At 61.3% G+C, this 23,099-nt stretch carries 18 protein-coding genes and 1 pseudogene; 4 read left to right on the top strand and 15 right to left on the bottom strand.

What is annotated here, in order from left to right:
• Nucleotides 1–7: 7 nt before the first annotated feature.
• The 6 genes from NKH50_RS09425 to NKH50_RS09400 all read right to left on the bottom strand — a co-directional run bounded on the left by NKH50_RS09425 (nt 8) and on the right by NKH50_RS09400 (nt 7,611).
• Nucleotides 8–2,428, bottom strand: coding sequence for a polysaccharide biosynthesis tyrosine autokinase (locus tag NKH50_RS09425; protein ID WP_352878180.1), 2,421 nt, complete (start codon nt 2,426–2,428; stop codon nt 8–10).
• Between the two features lie 149 nt (nt 2,429–2,577).
• Complete coding sequence (locus NKH50_RS09420; RefSeq protein ID WP_352649782.1) at nt 2,578–3,474, bottom strand: UTP--glucose-1-phosphate uridylyltransferase; 897 nt, start codon at nt 3,472–3,474, stop codon at nt 2,578–2,580.
• Between the two features lie 70 nt (nt 3,475–3,544).
• Nucleotides 3,545–4,495 carry a glycosyltransferase family 2 protein gene (locus NKH50_RS09415; protein WP_352822898.1) on the bottom strand — a complete coding sequence of 317 codons (951 nt, stop codon included), beginning with the start codon at nt 4,493–4,495 and terminating at the stop codon, nt 3,545–3,547.
• Entirely contained in the window at nt 4,485–5,435 is a 951-nt protein-coding gene (locus NKH50_RS09410) for a glycosyltransferase family 2 protein (protein WP_352878178.1), read from the bottom strand. Before NKH50_RS09410 ends, NKH50_RS09415 begins: the two co-directional genes overlap by 11 nt.
• A complete protein-coding gene (locus tag NKH50_RS09405; RefSeq protein WP_352822902.1) occupies nt 5,435–6,427 on the bottom strand; it encodes a glycosyltransferase family 2 protein in 993 nt (330 codons plus the stop codon). Before NKH50_RS09405 ends, NKH50_RS09410 begins: the two co-directional genes overlap by 1 nt.
• Before the next feature lie 11 nt (nt 6,428–6,438).
• A complete protein-coding gene (locus NKH50_RS09400) occupies nt 6,439–7,611 on the bottom strand; it encodes a glycosyltransferase family protein (protein WP_352506976.1) in 1,173 nt (390 codons plus the stop codon).
• A gap of 302 nt (nt 7,612–7,913) precedes the next feature.
• On the opposite strand from NKH50_RS09400, the pseudogene NKH50_RS09395 reads away from it, so the two are divergent.
• Nucleotides 7,914–8,966, top strand: a pseudogene (locus tag NKH50_RS09395) (polysaccharide pyruvyl transferase family protein); the annotation flags it as partial.
• A 222-nt stretch (nt 8,967–9,188) separates the two neighbouring features.
• Here NKH50_RS09395 and NKH50_RS09390 read toward each other — a convergent pair.
• The 8 genes from NKH50_RS09390 to NKH50_RS09355 form a co-directional block, all read right to left on the bottom strand.
• A complete protein-coding gene (locus tag NKH50_RS09390; protein WP_352506977.1) occupies nt 9,189–10,652 on the bottom strand; it encodes a lipopolysaccharide biosynthesis protein in 1,464 nt (487 codons plus the stop codon).
• Nucleotides 10,649–11,818, bottom strand: a complete 1,170-nt coding sequence (locus tag NKH50_RS09385) for a glycosyltransferase (protein WP_352506978.1) — start codon at nt 11,816–11,818, stop codon at nt 10,649–10,651. Before NKH50_RS09385 ends, NKH50_RS09390 begins: the two co-directional genes overlap by 4 nt.
• A gap of 187 nt (nt 11,819–12,005) precedes the next feature.
• A complete protein-coding gene (locus NKH50_RS09380) occupies nt 12,006–13,085 on the bottom strand; it encodes a glycosyltransferase (protein ID WP_352479830.1) in 1,080 nt (359 codons plus the stop codon).
• 31 nt (nt 13,086–13,116) lie between these two features.
• A complete protein-coding gene (locus tag NKH50_RS09375; protein ID WP_254816094.1) occupies nt 13,117–14,448 on the bottom strand; it encodes a UDP-glucose dehydrogenase family protein in 1,332 nt (443 codons plus the stop codon).
• A gap of 85 nt (nt 14,449–14,533) precedes the next feature.
• Entirely contained in the window at nt 14,534–15,400 is an 867-nt protein-coding gene (exoK, locus tag NKH50_RS09370; RefSeq protein WP_352479829.1) for an endo-1,3-1,4-beta-glycanase ExoK, read from the bottom strand.
• A gap of 132 nt (nt 15,401–15,532) precedes the next feature.
• Nucleotides 15,533–15,934 carry a hypothetical protein gene (locus NKH50_RS09365; protein WP_254816092.1) on the bottom strand — a complete coding sequence of 134 codons (402 nt, stop codon included), beginning with the start codon at nt 15,932–15,934 and terminating at the stop codon, nt 15,533–15,535.
• Nucleotides 15,935–16,203: 269 nt separating this feature from the next.
• A complete protein-coding gene (locus NKH50_RS09360) occupies nt 16,204–17,226 on the bottom strand; it encodes a glycosyltransferase family 2 protein (RefSeq protein WP_352506981.1) in 1,023 nt (340 codons plus the stop codon).
• A 455-nt stretch (nt 17,227–17,681) separates the two neighbouring features.
• Nucleotides 17,682–18,002 (bottom strand): exopolysaccharide production repressor protein, encoded by a 321-nt coding sequence (locus tag NKH50_RS09355; protein WP_352649790.1) that lies wholly within the window; start codon nt 18,000–18,002, stop codon nt 17,682–17,684.
• A 558-nt stretch (nt 18,003–18,560) separates the two neighbouring features.
• Between NKH50_RS09355 and NKH50_RS09350 the strand changes: the two genes are divergently transcribed.
• Together NKH50_RS09350 and NKH50_RS09345 are read left to right on the top strand one after the other, a co-directional pair.
• On the top strand, nt 18,561–19,238 hold the full coding sequence (locus NKH50_RS09350) for a sugar transferase (protein WP_352479827.1): 678 nt from the start codon (nt 18,561–18,563) through the stop codon (nt 19,236–19,238).
• Nucleotides 19,239–19,408: 170 nt separating this feature from the next.
• Complete coding sequence (locus NKH50_RS09345; protein ID WP_254816387.1) at nt 19,409–20,656, top strand: polysaccharide biosynthesis/export family protein; 1,248 nt, start codon at nt 19,409–19,411, stop codon at nt 20,654–20,656.
• Nucleotides 20,657–20,733: 77 nt separating this feature from the next.
• Here NKH50_RS09345 and NKH50_RS09340 read toward each other — a convergent pair whose 3' ends face one another.
• Complete coding sequence (locus NKH50_RS09340; protein WP_352878171.1) at nt 20,734–22,005, bottom strand: O-antigen ligase family protein; 1,272 nt, start codon at nt 22,003–22,005, stop codon at nt 20,734–20,736.
• A gap of 329 nt (nt 22,006–22,334) precedes the next feature.
• Here NKH50_RS09340 and NKH50_RS09335 point away from each other — a divergent pair, with 329 nt between their 5' ends.
• Nucleotides 22,335–23,087: an SDR family NAD(P)-dependent oxidoreductase gene (locus NKH50_RS09335; RefSeq protein WP_254816087.1), complete on the top strand. Its 753-nt coding sequence runs from the start codon at nt 22,335–22,337 to the stop codon at nt 23,085–23,087.
• The last annotated feature ends 12 nt before the right edge of the window (nt 23,088–23,099 follow it).

Here is a 23,099-nt window from a genome sequence, read left to right as displayed (position 1 = left end):
CCGTCGCTCAGGCGGCCGCCTTTGTGCGCGCTTCCGATTTTTCCAGATAGTAGCTCGAATATTTGTCGAAGAATCTTTCGGAGCCGCCGATCGAGCCATACTTGGCCAGTTTCTTCAATTCGACCTTGTTCAGAACCGCGCCGACGATCTTCTTGGCGATATAGGGTTCTGAGCTCAGCACGGACTGCACCATTGCCCGCGGCGTGCGTCCCCACTCGGCGACCAGCACGAAACCGTCGACAAGCGGGGCGAAGGCCTTGGCGTCGACGACTGGCCCGAGCGGCGGCAGATCGACGATGATGTATTCGAAAGTTTCCTTGGCATTGTCAATGAAGCGCCGCATGCCGGCCGAAGACAGAAGCTCGCTGGTGTGCGAAAAATGGCCACGCAGGACGGCCGGGATGATCGCCAGCTTGGTCTGCCGGTCGATCTTGCCGACCGACTGCCAGGTCCGCCCGCTCACCACTGCTTCCATCAGGCCTTGCTCGGCCTCCATGCCAAGGCTGCGGCTGAGGCCGGGGTTGCGCAGGTCACCGTCGATCAGCAGCGTTTTCGATCCGTTGGCGGCAAGCAGCCCGGCAAGATTGGCGGCAACCGTCGACTTGCCTTCGCCGGGCAGCACCGAGATCACACCAATGACCCGGCTGCCCTGGCCTTCCATCACGACATCGAAGGCGATCTTGGCGTTGCGCAGCGTCTCGGAGAACATTGACGCCGGTGCATCGACGGTTACCCGCATGCGCGCACGTTTTTCGGCTGCCGACAATGTTTTGGAGGACTGGGATTTGGAGGACTTGGCGGTCCTGGTTTCGGCGGCCTTGACGTCGGGCTGACCGTCGTCGCGCTGAGCGTCCTTCCCAGCCTTGCCGATGACCGGCAGGTAGCCGAGGAATTTGAGGCCGACGCGGTCGCGCACATCCTCGCCGGTCCTGAAGAACCGTTCCCTGAATTCATTCAGGCCGCCAACCCCGGCCCCCATCATTATGCCAAGCGCCAGCGAAAGCCCCAGCACGATGGCCGTCCGCGGGGTTGCGGCCGACTGCGGCATCGTCGCATCAGAGATGACCCGGATCTTGCCGACCGGGAAGGATTGCTGCTGTGCAGCCTCCTCATAGCGGTTCAGGAATGTCTGATAGAGCGTCGAGAGCGCCGTCGCCTTCTGCTCCAGTTCACGCAGCTTGACCTGCGACTGGTTGTCGATGGAGCTCTTGCCTGCCGCCAAGGCGACATTTGCGCGGAGCGCGGTCTCGCGCGCCAGAGCGACCTCGTATTCGTTGCGGTAGCTTTCGGTGAGCTGCTTCAGCTCGCCGAAAATCTGCGCCGATATGTCAGCCTTCTCCTTGGCGAGCGCGACGGCCTGCGGATGTTGCGGGCCGAAATTGGCTTCGACATCCTGCTGCCGCTTGGCGACGGTGAGATAGCGGTTCTTGAGCGTCGTGATGACCGAGCTGCTCGGCTGGTCGTTCGATATCGCAGCGTCCTTGAACGCATTGTCCGAGCCGCTTTCGACGATCGACTTGTACTGCTGATAGCGGGCGCCGGCACGTGCGGTATCGGCCTGCGCGACGATCAGCTGGGTGTTGAGATCGGACAGTTGCTTGTCGCTGATCAGCTGGCCGTCATTGACGGCCAATCCATGTTCGGCCCTGAACTTTTCGACCGCCAGTGCGGCCGCCTGGGAGCTCTCACGAAGCTCGGTCAGCCGGCCTTGCAGCCAGACCGCCGCCCGCTCGGTCGCGTCGAAGCTGGCATCGAGCTGGTCGGCGAGATAGGCGTCGGCATAGGCCTTGGTGATGGCGGTCGCAAGCGCCGGATCCGTCGCCTGGAAGGAGATGCTGATGACAAAGCTTCGGCCGATCCGCTCGGCGTCGAGTTGGTTCTGCAGTTTGAAGATTGCGTAGTCGCGGGGCGACGACGATGCGGTGATCGCGTCACGCGTCGCAGCATCAAGCTGAGTGACGTCGGTCGTGCTAGCGGCGCGCTTGGGGCGGACAGACTGGATGATACCGCGTACAAAGCCTGCGACCTTCGACAGAGCCGACGTCGGAGGGTTCATGAAAGCGTCGTTCTGATCGAGCTTCAGCTTGTCGACGACCACCCCCGCCAGCCTGGCCGACTGCAGAATTTCGATCTGGCTCAGAACGGCGGAGTCGGTCTGCATGCTGACCGACGCCGCCGAAATGTCGTCGACGACCTTGTTCAATCCTTCGTCGATCAGCACGCTGCTCGTCGCCACATAGGTAGGAGGCGTCGTCTGCAAGTAGAGGACGCCGAGAAAGAGACCGATGACGGCACAGGCGGCAACCACTTTCGCCTGCCGCGCGGCCATGCCAAGCAGGCGCTCGATGTCGATGAAGTCTTCGGCGTTTGCCGCACTCGAAGCCGGCAATGGCGTCCTCTTCTCGACAGGAAAATTGGCATAGTTCATCTTCGGTCCAATTCTAGTTTGCAGGCGCTACCGCCTCGAAGGTCGGGACATAGGGTGCAAACCTTGCGCCGGACAGTGCGCGTTACGCGCGGCGCAACGGCCTGTCCTGCGTCATCAGCCGCACCCACAATGCCTCAAAAAAATGGACATTATGCGGCTTCTTCCCGACGCTGGTGCGACCGGACGAATTCCTGCAGCATATCGAAGATCTGGCCCTTCATGTCCTCCCGCGCCAGCGCGAAAGCGATATTGGCCTGGATAAAGCCCTCCTTCGAACCGCAGTCGAACATGCGGCCGTCGAAAGGCTGGGCGAAGAAGGCTTGCGTCTGTGCGAGGCGCACCATCGCGTCGGTCAGCTGGATCTCGTTGCCGGCGCCGCGTTGCTGGCTGCCCAGCAGCGAGAATATCTCGGGCTGCAGGATGTAGCGCCCGTTGATGTAAAAGTTCGACGGGGCGTTGGCCGGAGCCGGCTTTTCGACCATGGCCGTCACCTCGAAGCCAGTGCCGACATCCGCGCCGCGGCCGACAATGCCGTATTTGCTGGTCTCGGTCGGGTCGCAACGCTCGACGGCGATGACGTTTGCGCCGGTCTGTGCATAAAGATCGGCGACTTCGGCGAGACAGCCGCGCCCGCCAAAGGACACCATGTCGGGCAAAAGCAATGCAAAGGGCTCGTCGCCGATGACTTCGCGCGCGCACCACACGGCATGGCCGAGGCCCTGCGGCGACTGCTGGCGGATGAAACTCGTCGCGCCGGCGACGGGAAGCAGGCTTTCGAGCGCTTCAAGCTGCGCCTTCTTGCCGCTCTGCTCCAGGGTTCCGATCAGTTCAGGATGCAGGTCGAAATAGTCCTCGATCACCGCCTTGTTGCGGCCGGTAACGAAGACGATGTGCTCGATGCCTGCCTCGAACGCCTCATCCACCGCATATTGCACGACAGGCCTGTCGACCACCGGCAGCATTTCCTTCGGCATGGATTTGGTCGCCGGCAGGAACCGCGTTCCAAGCCCTGCCACCGGTATGACTGCCTTCCTGACTTTCTTCATTGCATATTCCTTCTAATCGATTTCAACCCGTCGCAGGCGGCGAAAACTATCTTCATTCGCCCGCAGCCCTTCACCTCCCCGCCACTACGGCAAACTGTGCCGCTACCCTTCGCAGCCGGACGGCGATCGGCATGCTCATATGCCGAACCGCCGCCGGATCGCTGAGCGCCGTCCATATCGCCTTGAGCGGGGACCGCGCCTTGATGTGCTGAACCAGCGACAGGAATGACGCCGCCCGCCGCAGGCTGCGAGCGCGCCTGGCAAACGCCGCCGCGGCCGCAGCATCCATGGAATGGGTTCTCGCGAAGATGGCATCGGCCCTGCGCATCGCCTCGACGTGATGAAGCTCCAGCACCCGGGAAATGGAGCCGGTGCGGATGTGGTAGACATAGCCCGTCGTCGGTTCGACCACGCATTTGCCGCCTTTGGCCAGAGCATTGGCCAGGAGGATATAGTCTTCGCCGATGATCAAGCTTTCATCGTAGCGGAGCCCGTTTTCGTTCAGGAACCGGCGCTGGAAGATCGGCTTGAGATAGCCGAGATTGAATCTCGATTCGAAGACCACATTGCCGGCGATGTAATCCGCCAGCGAGATTTCACCGAGCCCTTCCAGATAGTCGGCCGGGAACATCGTCTCTTCGGCAACGCCATCCTCGCGAACGACCTGCAGATTATCGACCGCGATCTCGGCGCCCGCCTTCTCCGCGCGTTCGATCATGGTGCAGATTCGCCCGGGATAGACCGCGTCGTCGGAATCGAGGACCGCGACCCACCTGCCGCGGGCAAGTTCAAGGCCGGCGTTCCTGGCGCCGCCGGGGCCACGGTTTTGCTCAAGCGCGACCACGCGTACGATGCCTTCGGGGTAGGATCTCGCCAGATCGAGCGTCCGGTCGGCCGACCCGTCGTCGACGACGATGACCTCGACGCTGACATTGCGCTGGGCAATGGCGCTGGCGATCGCCCGATCGATGGTCGCCTCGGCATTGTAGGCGGCAATCACGAAGCTCACGTCAGGCTGCACGCTTGCCCCCTTGCTGCGGCGAAGACAGACCGTATTGGCGGATTTCACGAACCCCGACGAGGCCGCTGACGACGCCGACATGCATAATGCCGCGAAGCAGGCTGCGGTTCCGGCGCACGGGGTCGATGGCGACCGGAATTGCCGACAGGAAACTGTAGGCGGCCTTTGCCGCGGCAATGCCGACCTGCTTGAGCCGGGCAAGGCCGTGTACATTGCGCCCCAGAAGATGACCGTGCGTCTGCCCGACGCGGAACCGGCGGCGGCCGAGCCAGTCGAATGCCGCCCTGGCAGGTGGCACCGCTTCGTCGACCCAAGCCTCCGGCGAAAAGGCGATGCGGCCGCCGGCCTTGACCGTCTGGTCGAAGAATTCCGTATCTTCGCCGCCGGTCTGGCCACGTGCCAGGCTGAAGCGCCGGCCGCGCAGGCTCTCAGCCCCAATCCTGAGCAGGACGTTGCAGGTATAGCCGGTGCGGATCTCGCCGCGGACCCAGACCGGCAGGGTCGAGTGGAAATCGCCCTCGCGCATCCAGTCGGGCGCATCCGGCCGGTAACGGGCCCGCACCGGCCCGAGAACGGCCGCAGCACCAGTTGCTTCCGCCGTCGCCACCAGTTCGGCAAGCCAGCCGGCGGTGGCCGTCTCGTCGTCGTCGATAAAGGCGACGAAATCCATCGCACTTGCATCGAGGCAAGCGTTGCGCGCGATCGAGATGTTGCGGGCCGGAGCGTGGCGGTAGGTTACCGGCAGCTTCAACTCCCCCGACAGCCTGGCGACCAGCGTTTCGGCCGTCGGCGTATCGTCGTTGTCCGCAATGATGACACCGACGTCGAATCCCACGGGCATATCCATGGCCGCTATGGAGCGAAGCGTGTCGGCAAGCTCCGGCCGGCGAAATGTGCAGATGCAGATATCGATGCTTCGATTTTTCCTGACCGGGTCCATCACGCTACCTCGCGCTGCGGTCGCGGTGCGAGCAGTTGCAGCCAGAAACCGACCGACCAGCCGAAATGCATAACCATTGCCGAGACCCCGGCAAGCGCAATGTCGGGTTTGCGCCGGCTAACGGCGGTCCAAAAGCCGTAGCCGAGGCAGACCGACGCCCATAGCAAAAGCGGCACGGCCGCCAGCCAGTGGACGAAGGAAAAGGCGGCGAGAAGAACCACGGGGAACACCAGAAGCGGCACCATTTGCCGGATCTTCGGGATCATGCGGTGCTTGAGAACGTTCTTCGCCCGACCACGGCCATAGCCGAGATACTGAAAATAGAGGCCCTTCAGCGAGGAGCGCGGGTAGTAGACCATCTGCGTCTTGCCGGTCATCCAGATGCGGTAGCCGGCCTGGCGGAGCCGATAGTCGAGTTCGGCATCCTCATTGTGGCTGAACGTCTCGTCATAGCCGCCGACCGCGGTGAAGGCCGATATCCGCATCAGCGCATGGTGGCCATGATCGACCCACTCCCCCGCCGAAAGGTGCCGGTGCTTGGAGCCGCCGGTGCCGAGCCTGGAATTCTGCGCCGCTGCCGCTGCTTTCTGAACCATGCCGCTGCCACTGGTCAGCATCGAGACGACGACCGAATCCGCGCCGGTGGTCTGCGCTTCTTCGATCAGCCGGTCGCAATAATCCGCGGGATAGCCGCCGTGCGCATCGATGCGAATGAGATAGTCGACGCCTTCCCCGAATCTGGCGACGGCGAGATTGATCGCCGCGCTCTGCAAGCGCTTTTCATTGTGCAGCAGGGTAACCCGCTGATCTTTTGCGGCGATATCCGCGACGATCGTCCTGGTGCCGTCGGTACTGCCGCCATCGGCAACGATGATCACGGCGCCCAGCCTCTCGGCCGCAGGGCGAAGCTCTCGAAGCAATGCGCCGATATGGGCCGCTTCGTTCAGGCACGGAACCACGATCATGCAGGATGGAATGTCGGTTTGCGTCATCGGCAGTCCTTCTATGCCAATGCTTCGGCAGCATATGGACCGGGAGCCGCAGTCAGCCCGCGGAGCTTTTCGACAAACGCCCGGCAATCGGCGCGGTCGTGGCTCCAGGTGCGCGGATTGCGGGCAAGAACACGCGCCCTCAATGTCTCGAACCGATGCTGCTCCATCGTGCCGACGGCGGCTTCGAGCGCCTCGGGGGTGGCTTCTGACAATAGAACCCCGATGCCTTGCCGGTCGAGGAACCGGCCGGTTTCGGTGGTTCCCATCGAAATCGGCACAGCTCCGAAGCGGCAGCCTTCATAGAGCCGGTTCGGCAGCAGCCATTCGGAATTCAGGCCCTGCTCAAAAAAGTCGATGGCCCAGGAAAAGTGAACCTCGTGGTAGATCGCCGCCATGTCCTCGGGATTGCGGTAGGGCCCGCCAAACGACAGCCAGGGTTCCGATTGAACAAAACCATGGAAATCGGGAAATTCGGACAGCGCCGGCCGGCCTCTGAGGACGATTTCAAAGCGGCCGTCGAGGCGGCGCGAAAATTCGGCCAGAAGCTCCAGGGAGCGACGGCAGCGGAGCGCACCGAACCAGCCGATCCGCCACGGCGGCGCAACGGGATTCTCCGCCGTAATGCGGTCATCCAGCGAAGCTGCGGCCGGCTCGAAATGCTTGTTTTCGAGCAGTTCGACCGGAGCGGCAACCTGTCCGAACGGCTTGAAATAGTTAGCGATGAAGGCCGGAGAGCTGGTCACCAGAAGCTTCACATCCCTGGCTAGGAAGCGTTCCGCACCGCGCATCGCCCAGCCCAGCGAATCGTCGCGAAGCAGCAGGCGATGGATGTCCAGGCACTCGTAGACGATCGGCACTGTTGCCTGGAAAGCCGACCTGGCGCGGCGGGCAAGCGCCAGCATTTCCAGATTGCGCGCGATAATGAGATCGGGCCGTGGCATTGAGCCCAGCTTCGAGCCGGTCGAGACCACCGCCTTCATGATCGCGGCCAGACGTTGGGCGAATCGGCCATCACGAGTCGGGCCGAGATCGATCGGCTGCAAGCCCTCGACATCAGCAACTGCGCTTGCCGTACGACGAAAGCCCGCCAGCGTAACCTGTGCGCCGCCTGCCTTGAGCATTATGATCCGCCGGCGCACTGCCGGGTCGGAGACGTCGTGTACCAAGTACAAGACATGCAGCATGAAAACTCGACCGCTGTTGGCCCGCCCGCGACGATGCTAGTACACCTCTTGCTGCATCGCAACATTTTTGGTTGCAGCGTAGCAAAGATCCACGTTTTTTGTTGCACTGCAAAATCGATGGGTTAATCTCGCTCTGCTTGGGCCGCATGGACCGCGCGCTGGCCTGCCATCGGACTGCGCGCCAATAATCACGACGCGAGGACCATCCTTGGCGTGCAGCATTTTCGGCCAACCCGCCTGCAATTCGCCCCTTCGCGCCCGTCGATGGAAGCACGGGACTACTCACGAAATGAGGTCATTCCATGAAGATCGCGGTTGAAAACACCGTCTGCCTGAATACCGGGGATGCAGCGATTCTCCTGGCGATTCGCCATGTTTTCAAGACGATCGTGCAGGACGATATCCAGTTCTACGTCTTCGACAGCCAGCCGGAGGTGGCGGCGAGGCTCTACACGAAGAAGGACTATCCGGACCTCGAATTCCACAAGCTGCTGTCGGAATCGCTGTTCCGCTACAAATACGGCAGCGGGCTGAAGAACCTGTTCAAGCCGATCTACAATCGGCTCGTCCTCAATGCCCTGCGGCGGTTCGGCATCCGCGGCGTTGTTGGGCGTTTGTTCAGCTCAAGCAATCGCCGTGGTCTCGAGATCTACAAAGACGCCGATCTCGTGGTCACGACAGGCGGAACCTATCTCGTCGAGACCTACAATCTGGAGCGGCGCCTCAATCAATTCAGGATCGACGCGATTCTGGGCAAGGACCCAGTCTTCTTCACACAATCGCTCGGCCCGTTCAACAAAAGTTACAATCGCCAGGAGTTGAGCCCGATCTTCGACCGGAGCCCGCTCATCCTGCTGCGCGACGAACGTTCGCGGGGCCACATTGTGGACATGGTGAAAAACCCCGGCAAATGCCACGTCGTGGCCGACGCCGTCTTTGCCCTGGCCGACACTGACAGGATCGGAAAAATTCTGGCCTCCGGCCAGTCGGCGACCGTCACCGGCCGCGTCGCCATTTCCGTCCGTCACTGGAACTATGTCAGCGACGGCGAGGGCGGCATGCGCCGCTACATCGACTCGATCCGCGAGATCGCGACTATCCTGGTCAGGGACCACGCCAAGGAGGTCACCTTCGTCTCCACCTGCCAGGGCGTGCCGGAATACGCCCATGACGATTCCAAGACGGCGAGGGCGATCGTTGCCGAACTCGATCCGGAGATCGCCAAGCATGTCAGCGTGGACGCTTCGTTCCACACGCCGGAGCAATTGATGGCCCTGGTGAAAGGCTTCGACTTTGTCGTCGCAACACGCATGCATATGATGATCATGTCGCTCTGCGTCGGCACGCCGGTGCTGCCGATCGCCTATGAATTCAAGACCAAGGAGCTTGCCAAGCGGATCGGCGTCGCCGACCTGCTGCTCGACATCGATACGGTGACGCCCGAGGAAGCGAGCGAGAAGCTCGGCAGACTTACCGCCAATCTCGACCTCTATCGCAGGACGAGCCTTCAGGCAGTGCTTGAGGAGCATGCGTCGGCGATGTCGGCAGGTGAGCTTTTGAGGCCGGTGATCGCTCGCCTAGCGGGCGTTGCGCATGGCGCTGGAAAGCGTGGTGAACAGGGCGCTGCGCGACTGGCGAAGGGCAAGCATGAGGATCAGGCCGATCGAATAGTTGAGGGCAACCGCCAGGACCACCGCGAGCAGGTCTGATTGGCCGGTCAGCGATGCCGGCAACTCGCGGTACACGGACCAGGCAAGCAGCGACGATACGATGAAAAGCCCCTGCATGATCAGGAAGTCGGCTGCGGTCACCGGGCCGACCCGGTGGACCAGGACGGCAAGCACCGGGACGCGCAGCACATAGCCGCTGATTGCATAGGCCGCCGCGACACCGACGGCCCCCCAGTGCAATCCGATGATGAAGGCGGCGACCGTCGTCAGCGACGAGTAGATGCCCCAGTGGAACATGGTCTTGGTCTTGCCCTGGCAGATGAAGATCCATCCCGTGGTGCTCGAGACGGACTGGATCAGGCTGGCGATGCCCAGCCAGGCGAAAATCGGCGCCACCGCCGCCCAGCGCTCGCCGAAGAGAAGCCCGACGACCTGGTCCGACGTTAGCGTCAGCGCCGCGATGCCGGGCATGGTGACGGCCGCCAGCATCCAGTTGGTTCGCACATAGATGTCGCGAAACCGCGCCTTGTCCTCATGGATGCGGCTCAGCAGCGGCACCATCACGCGTGTCAGCGGCTGGTTGATGTTCTGCAGCGGGAACAGCAGGAGCTTATAGGCGCGGTCATAATAGCCGAGCTCGATCGCGCCCGAATATTTTCCGATCAGGATGTTGTCGAGATTGCGCGAGAAGAAGTTGGCCAGATTGAAGCCGGTCAGATTGGCGCCGAAGGACAATATGTCGGTATCGACCTTCAGGTCCGGCCGCGACGGCGTCCAGCGCGCCACCTGCCATGCCGCGGCCAGCGCGACAACAGCCGATACCGCCGGGCCGATGACCAGCGACCAGTAGCCCAGCCCCGCATAGGCCGCGGCTGCTGTAGTCGCAAGTCCGGCAGCAGCGGTTATCATGTCGTTCAGCGCGAGCTGGCCAAAGCGCAAGTGACGGTTCATCAGCGCCAGCGGCACCGCGGCGAGGCTGCCAAGCAGCAGCGGCAAGGCAGAGCCGATGGTGATCCCGACCATGCGTTGATCGCCGTAGAAGGCGGCGATGGCGGGCGCCAGGCATGCCACCATCACGGCACTGCCCAGCCCGACCAACGCACTGATCCAGAATACCTGGTTGAGCTGCTCCGTGCTGATATCCTTGCGCTGGACCACAGCCTGCTGCAGGCCAAGGTTTTGAAGCAGTCCGACAAAGGCCACGATCGGCCCGACAGAAGCCACCAGGCCGAAATCCTCGGGCACGAGCAGACGCGCAAGCACGATGACGGAGAGAAACTGGATCGCCATCTTGAAGCCTTGCGCGCCGATCGTCACCACGCCGCCGCGCAGGGCGACACGACCGAACTGGGGGGGCGGGTTGGCGTTCATGCCGGGCGCCCGGCTTCGGCCAGCTGGGCAACGATCTGCGCAAAACGTTCGTTGAGCACGTCCGCGTTGAAATCCTGCTCGATCTTACGGCGCGCCGCACGTGCGATGCGCTCGCATTTGTCCGGGTTTTCGGCCACCCAGACAAGCTTGCGGGCCAACGCCGCAACGTCTCGCTCCGGTGCGAGGAAGCCCGTCTCCTGATCTTCGATCAGTTCGGGAATGCCCGAGTGATAGGTGCTGACGACGATCAGCCCGGCGGCCATAGCCTCCATCAACGCCACCGGAATACCCTCGAGATCGCCGTCTCGCGCGGTAACGCTCGGCAACAGGAATACGTGGGCATCGCGCAGGCGCTGCTTGACCTCGGCGTGCGGACGCGGCCCGAGGAAAGTCACCCGGTCGGCAATGCCGAGATTTGCGGCGAGGTTCTTCAACTCTTGCAGCAATTCGCCGCCGCCAATCACCGAATAGACCCAGTCGCGCCGCGGCAGGCTGGCGAGCGCCCGAAGGGCGAATTCGATGCCCTTCTTTTCGGTCAGCCGGCAGACCGAGATGAAGGACAGTGTGTCCCGTTCCCAGGAACGCCAATGGTAGCCGATCTCACCGGGCCGCACGCCCATATGGTGAACCATGACTTGCGCCGGGGGTGCGCCGACGCCGATCAGGGCGTCGCGGAAAAACGCGTTCACCGGGAGCTGGAGAACACCCTTGTCGAAGACAACCTTGTAGCGCGTGAGTGTGTTGTCATGCAGCGGTTCGCCGACATCGCGGCCGTGGAATATGGTCACCAAAGGAGCGGAAATCCGGCCTCGTTTCATGGCGCGGGCGACGCGCATGCCGTTATTGCCGAAATGCGCGACGATCACATCGGCGTTCTGCAATTTGCGCGCAAAAGCGATGTCGACGGCGGTCGAGAGCTTATCCCAGAACCTGCCCGACCATTTCCTGAGCGTCGGGCGAAAGCGCCCCAGCCCGCCCCACCAGCAGACGACCTTGCCAGGGAGAGCCTGCCAGCGGCGATCGTCGATGTTGCTGTCCTTGCCGAAGGACGTCTCGTTGCAGACGACGCCGACTTGCATGCCGCGCTCGAGGCACCCTTCTATCTGGTCAAGGACGAAGGTCTCCGACAAAGAGGGGAACTTATCAACTACGAAGCAAATCTTCATCGAATGGACGATCTTTCGAGGCCGGTCGGCGATCTGCTCGCGCGGATGAGGGCTGACGCCCGTCGCCGCCGTGCGAGGCGCTTCAAGCGTCTGGTGTTGTGCATGTTGTTGTCCCAAAGCCGCTCACACCCCGGTCAGGCGCAAAAGCGGGCTGTTGGGCGACATAAACGATTTTGGACGAAATGCATCAGGCGGCACGCTCCAGCGCGCCTTGCCTGGCGTTGTCGAGAACGCCGAGGAAGGTCGTGAACTGACTGTCGGGGTTCATTTGCGGCCGCTCCGAAAACAGCTGCGCCGCCGCCGACAGCCGATCGTACTCGGCCTTGTCGCTCCATAGTCGCCTGACCGCGGCGACCCAGTCGTCGAGCGGTGCGTCATAGTCGAGCACAACGCCGCCGGCGCCAATCGCTTCCGGCAGGCCGCCGCGGCGGGATCCGACGACTGGAATGCCGCTGCAATGGGCCTCGGATGCCACCCGCCCCCAAGCTTCTTCCCATTTGCTGGGCGCCAGCAGTATCTTGGTGCGGCCATAGACGGTCTTCATGTCGCTGGTGCGGCTTTCCAGCCTGACGTTGCGTAGCGGCGCGATGATCCGTTCGATCTGCGCCCGGTGGTCGTCGTCGAGCTTCCAGCTTTCGACGAACAGGAACGGGATTTCGGGGCATTGGCCGGCGATGCGCACGGCGAGTTCGAACCCTTTTTCATTGTAAGGATTGATCAGCGTGACGAATTCGCCGGTGGTCGGCGTGCTGTAGAGCCCGGGATTGATGGTCGGCGGGATTACGGTCGAGTCGATGCCGAACTTTTCCTTATAGGTGCGCGCCGTGAATTCGGAGTTGGCGATATAAAGCGCCGAATGCAATTCGCGCAGGTCGCCGGCCAATTCGTGGAATTCGACGTTCCGCAGATAGACCACCAGCGGCACGCCGAGCGCCTGCAGCGCCTTTCCGATCGGCACCGATTTGTGGCACTGCACGACGGCGACATCGGGATCGAGCCGTTCGACGGCGAAGCGGGCCGCCTCCCAGGGAAACCACGCCCGCACGACAGGATAGCCGGGATAGCTGTCGATGACCGCGCGCTGGCGAAGGAGCTTCATCTTGGCGCGCGCCTTGAAACCGAACATGCCGTCACCGAACAGCGCCGCCAGCACCGAGGCGTCATGACCGTGCTCGCGCAGCTGCTCGACCAGATGGTGCGTGCTCGACTGAACGCCACCGCTGAACTGCGGTGTGTAGCCGTTGCCGCCTGCAAACAGAACTTTCATGGACCTGGCTCCTTGCTGGACCGCCCTAGCGTCACGCCGCCATTCTGCCGATGCTGTGGTATTCGATGCCGTGGCGGGCGATGACCTTGGGGTCGTAGAGATTGCGTCCGTCGAAGATGACGGGCCTGGTCAGCGCGTTCTTCAATGCATCGAAGGACGGCGCGCTGAAACTCTTCCACTCGGTCACGATCAAGAGCGCGTCGGCGCCTCGCAGCGCGGCCTCCTTGGTGCCGCACAGTTGCAGGTCGTCGCGCAGCCCGTAGATCGCCTGGCATTCCTGCATCGCCTCCGGATCATAGGCCTGGACATTGGCACCGGCGGCCCAGAGCGCTTCCATCAGCGTGCGGGCCGGGGCCTCGCGCATGTCGTCGGTATTGGGTTTGAAGGCGAGGCCCCACAGCGCAAAGGTTTTGCCTTTGAGATTGCCCTTGAAATAGCGGTGCACCTTCTCGAACAGGACCGACTTCTGCTGGTTGTTGCGCTCCTCGACGGCACGCAGCAGCTTGGCGTCGAACTTGACAGCCTCGGCGGTCTTGATCAGGGCACGCACATCCTTCGGGAAGCACGAGCCGCCATAGCCGAGGCCCGGATAGATGAAGTGGTAGCCGATCCGCGGGTCGCTGCCGATGCCCTTGCGGACCTCCTCGATGTCGGCGCCCAGTTGCTCGGCCAGGTTGGCCATTTCATTCATGAAGCTGATCTTGGTCGCCAGCATGCAATTGGCCGCGTATTTGGTGAACTCGGCACTGCGCACGTCCATCACGATCATCTTTTCGTGGTTGCGGTTGAACGGCGCGTAGAGCTCGCGCATCACCGCCTCGGTGTCCTCGTTGCTGGTGCCGACGATGATGCGGTCGGGCTTCATGCAGTCGCTCACAGCGGACCCTTCCTTGAGGAATTCCGGATTGGAGGCGACGTCGAAAACCAGATCCTCGCGCCCGCGCGCCTTCAGCGTCTCGGCGATCCTGGCCTTTATTCTTTCGCAGGTGCCGACCGGCACGGTCGACTTGCCGACGACGATCTTGGGCGCGTCCATCTCACGACCGATAGCCTCGGCGACGGCCAGCACATATTTGAGGTCTGCCGAACCATCCTCGCCCGGCGGCGTGCCGACGGCGATCATCTGGATCTGTCCATGCTTGATCGCCGCGGCGGCGTCGGTGGTGAACTTGATGCGGCCGGCGGCATGGTTCTCCTTGACCATATTTTCGAGACCGGGCTCGAAGATCGGGACATGGCCCTGGTTGAGCCTTTCGACCTTTTTTGCATCGATGTCGACACAGACCACCTGGTGGCCGACTTCGGCAAGCACCGCCGCCTGTACAAGACCGACATAGCCGATTCCAAAGACAGTCAAATTCATTCGGTTTCATTCCTGTTCAAGGCTTCGGGCGTGTTCAAGCTTCGGTTTTCCGACCACCTTCGGCCCGGCCGGTTCAGATGCGCTTCTAGTTTGTGTTGCATGCCAGCGATTCCGGGAATTGGCAGGGCTGGCCGAGTGCGGTGAACGCAACGCGATCCACCTGCATGGTGAGCTTGCGGCCCGGATCCGAGAACGGCCCCATCCAGCCCTTCATCGTGTCGCTGCCCCACAGGCTGAAATAGATCCTTTGCGAATGGGTGGGCAGCTTCGCCGGATCGGTGATCTCGTGGACAAGCTTGCCGTTGACGTACCAGCGCAGCCGGTCTTTTTCCCAGACGAAGGCGTAGTCGTTGAAGGCCTTGTCGGTGCCGCCGGCGACGTCGACCAGTTTCTCGTTCTTGCCTTTGCCGGCTATGTAGGCGTTGACCTGAACCTTGGACGTGTCCTTGGTCAGCACCTCGAAGTCGATTTCATCATGCGGCTGCTTGTCGGCATCGCCGACGAAGCTGAAGAATGCCGCGTTGACGCCGGAGCCCGTGTCGGTCTTCATCCGCGCCTCGTAGGTGCCGTAGCCGAAGCGCTGCTTGGTCTGGATCTCGGCGCAGGCGAATTCGCGATCCTTCAGCTTGCGCTTCTCGAAACCGAGCGTCAGCATGCCGTCGGAAAGCCCGATCAGGTTTTTGGACCAGGTGCAGTTCTGATGCTTGCCGTTCGTCCAGCCGTCGGAAATGTACCAGCGCGCGCGACTGAGGCTGGTGAAATCATCGACAAAAGACGGCGCGGTTGGCAGATCCTGGGCACGGACGGGTACAAGGCCCGCAACCAGACTGACGAGAACGATCAGCAGAAACGCGCCGTCTGAACGGAGCGGCCGCAGCTTGCCTGAGATCGGGCGCGTGAACGGGGTGCCGCGGGGTGCCGGGGCGGACGTGCTTTTAAGATCTGCATTCATATCAAAACTCACCTTGTGCTGTGCGCCCCCAAAGCGATCGTTCGAACCGTGACGAAACAACCTGATCTTGACCTCTGTCGCTCCCAAGCTCCGTGTTGTGCCTAAACCATTGCGCCGACCCAGGGTGTTCGCTCAGCCCGTGCCGGAATCGGCGGGCTTCACAAAATCAGTCCTCATGTCGGGACCGTTCTGCCGCTTCGGCTCGAAGATTTCATCCAGCGAATGACGGAGATCCTTCATCATCTGCATCTGGCGCGACAGCGCTGCGATGCGCCGCTCGCAATTCAGAATCGACCTGGTCAGTTCGCCGACTTCGGAAGACCTGCGCGAGGAGACCGAACCGTTCTCCATCGCCTCGACCAGAAAGGCGGCATTGGTGGCCGTTGTCCTGTAGCGGTTCTCAAGTCCGCTCTTCTCCGCCTCGACTTCGGCCGCGATCTGGTCCAGCAGCTTTGCCAAGCGATCGAGGCGCGAGGTGTCGGTCTGCGTGTCGCGCGCCGGATCTCTCGATCGGAAGCGAAAGATCGAGGCCATGTAGTCAGCGCCCCGTCATCGTCGAGCTGGTGAACGGCCTTAGAGCCCGTCCACATTCAAAAGACATTTCTTGCATCGTCCAGCTCCTCCGACAGGGTATGTCTCGGGCCAGTTCGGTTGGCCGTCCAAAATTGCTGCACCGCAACATAGATTGCCATTCCCTGCGCGCATAGGCAACCACCTAGATCGTAAACTCATGAATCTCGTTGAAATGGTGCGAGCCGACCTAAGGGTAACGGAGTGGCTACCGCCATCGCACGTTGACGGGCCTAGCTATCGCTGGCCGTGCTGGTTCCGGCCATGAGGAAGCGCAGCGGCGGCACATGCTGACGCTTCGCGGCGAGGCCGGCGCGGCGAAACAGCGCATCCAGCTTGTCGGAGGCAACGCCGCGGACGACGGCTGTGAGGTTGGACGAGCCGGCCAAGGCGTAGGCCGCGGCCGGTGCCAACCCGCGCTCAGCCTTCACGTCTAAAAACTTCCGCAGCCGGTATTTGTCGCGGATGTGCCGCTCGTGCCTTCTCAGCGCAGCCTTCGATGCCTCCGGCAAACTGTCGATCGCAAGCAGTGCCAGGTCGGCATCGGCCAGATGCTTCAGGTCCTGGGTCTTGTGCCGTCCGCTCAGCGAATCGGCGCGCACGATCGCGCCGTAGCCACAGGATTTGATGACCTTGAAGCGCGCGCCATGGGCAACCGCGCGCGCATAGAGTTCATAGTCTTCACCCAGGCGCAGCTTCTCGTCGTAGCGCAGCCCATGCCGATCGAGGAAGGCGCGGCTGATCACTGGCTTGAGGAAGCCCAGTTCCCCTCGTTGCACACGGCGCCTGGAGATATTGCCATCGACGAAGCCCTCGAAATCGAGGAATTCCGGCTCGGGCGAGAACGGTGGAGCAACGATTTTCGAAACGTCGGTTGCCGCGTCATCCCTGACAAGCATGATGTTGTCTGCGGCGAAATCCCAATCGGTGCTGGCGAACAGTCTGTGAAACCTGCCTTCGAAAAAGAAATCATCAGCGTCCAGAATGCTGATGAACGGCGACCTGGAACCGGCTATCGCGGCGTTGCGTGCAAAGGAGGGGCCGCGATTGACGTCGAAGCGGATGACGGACAGGCGGCCCGTGCCGTCGCCGGCTGCGTGGGCGACTTTCGCCGTATCGTCGGTGGACGCGTCATCGACGACGACAACTTCCGCAACCTCAGGTTCGCGTAATGCCGATGCAATGGCAGCCGGGATTGTCCGCGCCGCATTGCGTGCGGCGATGATCACGCAGACCTGGAATGATGTCATGGACATGCCTCTCGATTGCAGAAGTCGTTGCGGATTTCCTCGCCCCGACCGCTCAATGACCCACCGCCCAACCTGAAATGCATCGGCCCAAACGCCTATGCTGCAAGTGCGAAGCAAGCATCGCCAAAATCATCGGCGCCGTCCAGTTTTTCATTCTGCTGGGTGTCATGGCCCGGCTGGGCAGGCGGCGAGCCTCAATCGGGATGGCTCCAGAAATGCGCCGCTTGGCAGAGCCGTTCCTACACGCTCCATCAGAGCGCTCGACTGGCGGAAAACCAGTTGCTGGTCCTGGCCGACCGGACTGCGGCGGGGCGGAGCGAGCGCGTCGAGGCCCGCAGTGTCAAGGAAACGAAAGAACAGGAATGCCGACTGCCGGTGTTGTCGAGGCGAGCAATTCGTCAGAGGACCGGCGAGCTTAACCATAGGTCACATGGACATCGCAGACCCGGCCAGGCCCGAAATCAGTGAAGGCCTCTCCTTGCGCTGAATTTCTCGCCTTCGGCCGCCTCGTTCGAACTCAGCGTTCGTTCAGCGTCGCGAATTTTGTCGGCCGGGGTCGGGGCATTTCTGGCGACCATGGCAAAGACCAGTAGAAAATAACCCATTTGGATGACTATGGCACAGCCGATGACGCGAAACAGCGTCGTGCCGAGCGAGGCGCCGCCCAAATAGGACCAGACGATCACGATCGCCAGCGCAAAACACATTCCGATAATGAACTTTGGCAGTGACATACCCGATAGCCCATCCACCGGCTCGGGAAAAAATGTCGACAAGCCCACCCCGAGCACCTCCCTTAAACTCTGCGAGCTTATTTAGGTTGCCCGCTTCTGGCCGGTTGCTTCCGGCCTAGCCCAACCTGTCCATAGTCCGACAGAAACAATTTGCAACTCTATTGAGCCGCGCAATAGCCGGCAAGGGCAGCTGCGGAATAAATTTTAAACGAATCCTCGGGATCGACTCTGCCATGGTGCAATGCACACGTCGGCATCACCACTGATTGCCGGATATCGACTCGCTTCAGTAAGATTTATGATATCGATTAGTATTTTACCACAACGTCAGTCGTTATTTCGAAATTCTAAATGGCGACAAAGCTCCACAGCAGGGTATAAAGAGCGATTCGCCTAAAATCAGCCTCAAAATTGGACTAGCTTTTCCAAAATTGCCCGTAATCCGTCTTTTTTGCGACATAAAGGCGCAATTTTGTGCAGGACGAGTTTATTATTTAGTCAGTTCATGACGCGACTATTACAGCCGTCTGGGAAATTGTGTGTTGCGCTGCAGCATTTTTTTGGTATCGTGCGGTAAACCATCCGTTCAACGTATGGAGTTTACGCATGAGGGACGTAGCCAAGCCGGCCGATGCGGATTTTTCGCAGGCCGGTGTCGATTTTCCGCCACCGATCGGCGGCCTGCTCAAACGCAGCTTCGATATTGCCGGTTCGCTGATCGGCCTGGTCGCCCTCAGCCCGCTGTTCGTAATGATAGCGCTGCTGGTCAAGTTTTCCGATGGCGGGCCGATTTTCTATGGTCATAGCCGGATCGGTCGCGGAGGACGGATTTTTCCGTGCCTCAAGTTCCGCACCATGGTTCCAGACGGCGAGCGGGTGCTTGCTGCCTATCTCGCTGCGAATCCGGAGGCCAGCGCCGAATGGATCGCGACCCGCAAGCTGAAGAACGACCCGCGGATCACGCGCGTCGGAGCGGTGCTGAGGAAGCTCAGCCTCGATGAGTTGCCGCAAATCATCAACATCCTGCAGGGGGATATGAGCCTGGTCGGGCCTCGTCCCGTGGTGCGCGATGAGCTGGAGATCTATGGCAATTCGGCCGTCTATTACCTGAAATCGCGCCCCGGCCTGACCGGGCTATGGCAGGTCAGCGGACGCAACGACGTTTCCTACGACAGCCGCGTCGCGTTCGACAGGCACTATGTCGAGAACTGGTCGATGTTCGAAGACATTCGCATCATCATCAAGACCGTACCTGCGGTCTGGATGTCGCGAGGCTGCTACTGACGGCCGCTTGCTGGCCGACATCGAGGAGCAGCTGTCCAGAATTCGGGCCCGGAATTCAGGCCCCTAACTCAGGCATCGGCAGTTCATCGGGCGGGGCAAACCAGATCGGAAACGCTCAGTTGAAAGCAGATATAATCGATATTTTTTGCACCGGCACTCTCTCCAGACGCATGCGGCGAGTACGACTTTTGACGACTTGCCTTACAGTGGCGACCGGCCTGACGCTGTCGCTAGCCCTGCCACAGTTTGCCTTCGCCGACGACTATCGGCTTGGAGCACAGGACAAGCTGACCATCCGCGTGGCGGAATGGCAGACCGTCGAAGGCACGTTCCGCGACTGGTCGGCCATCAATGGAGAATACACGGTCGGGCCCGCTGGAACCTTGTCGGTTCCCTTCGTCGGCGAGATGCCCGCATCCGGCAAGACGACTTCGGAGATCGCCGCATCGCTCGGCGAGGCGCTGCAGCGCAAGCTCGCTCTGGCCGACAGGCCGGAGGCTTCCGTCGAAATGGCGCAGTACCGGCCATTCTACATCTCCGGCGAGGTGCAAGCGCCTGGCCAGTATCCTTGTGTGCCTGGGTTGACCGTGCTGAAAGCGATGAGCATTGCCGGCGGAGCCCGGCGGACCCCGGAGAGCGGACAGCGCTACGATCGCGACCTGATCAATGCCAAGGGCAATTTCGACGTATTACAAGACCAATTGGTCAGGCTGACAGTCAAGCGCGCCCGCATCGAAGCGGAACTGGCGGACAAGCCGACATTCGCGGTGCCGAAAGAGGTGGCCGACGATCCGAAGCTGCCCAGCATCGTTGCCGATGAGACGGCGATCCTGGCGGCCGACCAGAAGAAACTCAAGCTGCGCTTGCAGGCGCTCGACGATTTGAAGGCGCTGCTGCAGAGCGAGATCGATTCGCTGCAGAAAAAGATCGTCAACCAGCAGAAGCAGGTTGATCTGGCGAAGGAGCAGCTCAACGGCATCGGCTCGCTGGCGCAAAAGGGCTTGGTCGTCAACACGCGCGTTTTGAACTCGCAGCAAACCATCGCCGACCTTGAGGGCCAGATCCTGGATTACGAAACGGCGATTCTCACGGCCAAGCAGTCGATCAGCAAGGCCACCCAGGACGCCATCGATCTCGAGAACACCCAGAACTCCAGCCTCGCGACCGACCGGCAACAGACGGAAGCCGATCTCAACGAGGTGACGCTGAAGCTGAATATGGAAAAGGCCTTGATGTCCGAAGCCTTGTCGGGCAGCCCTATGCCGCAATTCTATGGCAACAACGAACCAGCGGCCTTGTCTTTTTCCCTGGTGCGGGTGGTCGACGGCAAGACCAGCGAAATCACCGCCGATGAAGACACGCCGGTACTGCCAGGGGACGTGATCAAGGTCAAACCGGCGCCCCTGGCTATCCAGTAGCTTCTTTCCACCGGAGCGAAGCGCCAACCCCGTGGGCAGCGGTCTGCGGGGTTTTTGCCGTTTGGGATCCGCCCGCGCTAGCCTCGCACGGCGTCCGGTTCCTCTAGATGATTCACGGCGCTCCACCGGGAAGCAGCGACGGCCGGCACGCTCACCAGCTTGAAGTAGCTATAGTAAAGCAGGAACGATCCCATGATGTAGGGATTGAGGGTCTCGACCTCGACGAAGGATCGGATGAACAGAAGCACCATGACGCCGGCAAGAATCACGGAGTCGGCTTGCCATGTCCTGAATATCAGCGCCGAGACGTGACCCCAGAGCGTGCGCAGGATAATCAGCGAAAGCAGTGTCGCGCCGACGAAGCCGAGTTCCACCAAGGTCTCGATGTAGGTGTTGTGGAAGTGGAAGCCGCTTCGCGCGGCGATGTAGAATTCGTTCCACAGCCGCTCGGCCTCGGAGAAGCCCTGCACCCAATAGGCCGCGTAGCCGACGCCGAGCATGGGCGATTGCTGCGCGGCATTCCAGCCCTGCTGCCAGAGGTAGGTTCGTCCGGTGAGCGTCGAATCCTTGCCGAAAAGGCCAAGGACAAAGTCCATCAGCCCGAGATTCAGCGCAATCACGGTGCAGGCGACCAGCCCGCCCGCACCGATCATGAAAATCACCCGGCGATGGCGGAGCGAAAGCACCTTGCCGATGGAAAGCATGGCGACCAGAGCGAGAACCGCCGGGGTCGATGCCATCGAAGTGGCCGAATGCGACACGACCAGTAGATAGCCCGATAGAAGGATAATTGGTACGATCAACAAAAAGCTTGTCCGGCCCCGCCTGAGAAAGGCGAGGTAGACAACGCAGAAATAAATGCCAAGCGATGCGACAAAGCCGATCTGGTTCTTGGAGCTGAACGCGCCGACGAAATTGTACGTCCCATCGAGAACGTCGTAGGAATAACTCGCGACCTTGAGCGAGTAGAGCAGGACGACGAAAATCCCGATCAGGGCGCCTATGGTCAAGGTCCGGACGCTGACGGTGCGTGCGGCAATGTAGGCGCAGGCGATATGGGAACAATATTGGACGGCCGTCCTTGCCGTGGTGCCGGGAGCCGCCGACCAGAACACCGAGAAGCAGACATAGGTTGCAAAGGCCAGCGGAAGCCAGGCGCTGGAAGCGTGCCTTAATATCTTGCGGTAGTCGACCAGGATGAGCGGCAGCCAGACTGCATAGTAGGCCAGGATCATGGCCTGGCCGAAAATGGTCGAGTAGGAGAACGCCCAGATCGAGACGGCAACGGCAAAGCTGCCATAGACCGTGTTCTTGTCCGGATCGATCAACAGAGATTTTGGAATCTTCATCTCGGTATCGGTTTTCCGTCCTTGCAGCTCAATGCCGATTCATGGGCCGATTTCATGGGCCGATTCATCGGATCGATGGGAGCTTCGCCTGCAGGCGCTCGCATTGTGCAGTGCAATATAACGCATCCGGCGCCGCCTGTCACCCGAATGCCAACTGGGCGCGTCGTTCCTGCAGTTCTCGCAATACCGGACGAGACGATTTGGCCAGGAGGCAGTGCCGTCCAATTGCCCGGTGCTGGCCCATCACAAGCTGTTCTGAGGCTGCGAGTCCGTGCTTGAACTTGTCCGCCGTTGACTTCACATTCGCCGCCGATTGGGAGGAAGACGACATGCCGATGAGTTTCGCGGGACGATTTGCCGGACGATCCGCTGTTATCACCGGCGGCGCCTCAGGCATCGGCCTGGCCGTCGCGCAAAGGATCACTGACGAAGGCGGGCGTGTTTCGGTCTGGGATCGCGATGCCGCCCAGATCGAGCAGGCCAAGGCCATTGTTCCAGGCCTGCACAGCGTCACCCTCGACGTCGCCGACCCCATAGCGGTCGAAGCCGCCGCCGGAGAGACGATCGAAGCGCTGGGCGCGGTCGATATCCTTGTCACCAGTGCTGCCATCACCGGACCTAACATGACGACCTGGGAGTATTCCGTAGAGGATTGGCGCCGGGTCATCGACATCAACATCAACGGCGTCTTCTTCTGCAACAAGGCGCTGGTCCCGCATATGCTCGAACGCAATTACGGCAGGATCGTCAACATCGCCTCGATTGCCGGCAAGGAAGGTAACCCGAACGCCTCGGCCTACAGCACCTCCAAGGCGGCGGTGATCGGCATGACCAAATCGCTCGGCAAGGAACTGGCCAAGACCAAGGTGACGGTGAACTGCGTCACGCCGGCGGCTGTGCGCACCGCGATCTTCCAGCAGATGAGCCAGCAGCACATCGACTTCATGCTGTCCAAAATACCGATGGCGCGCTTCGGCGAGGTCGGGGAGGTGGCGGCGCTGATTTGCTGGATCGCCTCCGAGGAATGCTCGTTCACGACGGCTGCCGTCTTCGACGTCTCCGGCGGCCGGGCGACCTACTGAGGCCGGCCCGAC

The organism is Mesorhizobium sp. M1027, from assembly GCF_040318745.1.
In the GTDB taxonomy this organism is placed as follows: domain Bacteria; phylum Pseudomonadota; class Alphaproteobacteria; order Rhizobiales; family Rhizobiaceae; genus Mesorhizobium.
The sequence above is the reverse complement of the archived record's forward strand: the minus strand, read 5'-3'. Positions and strand labels throughout refer to the sequence as shown.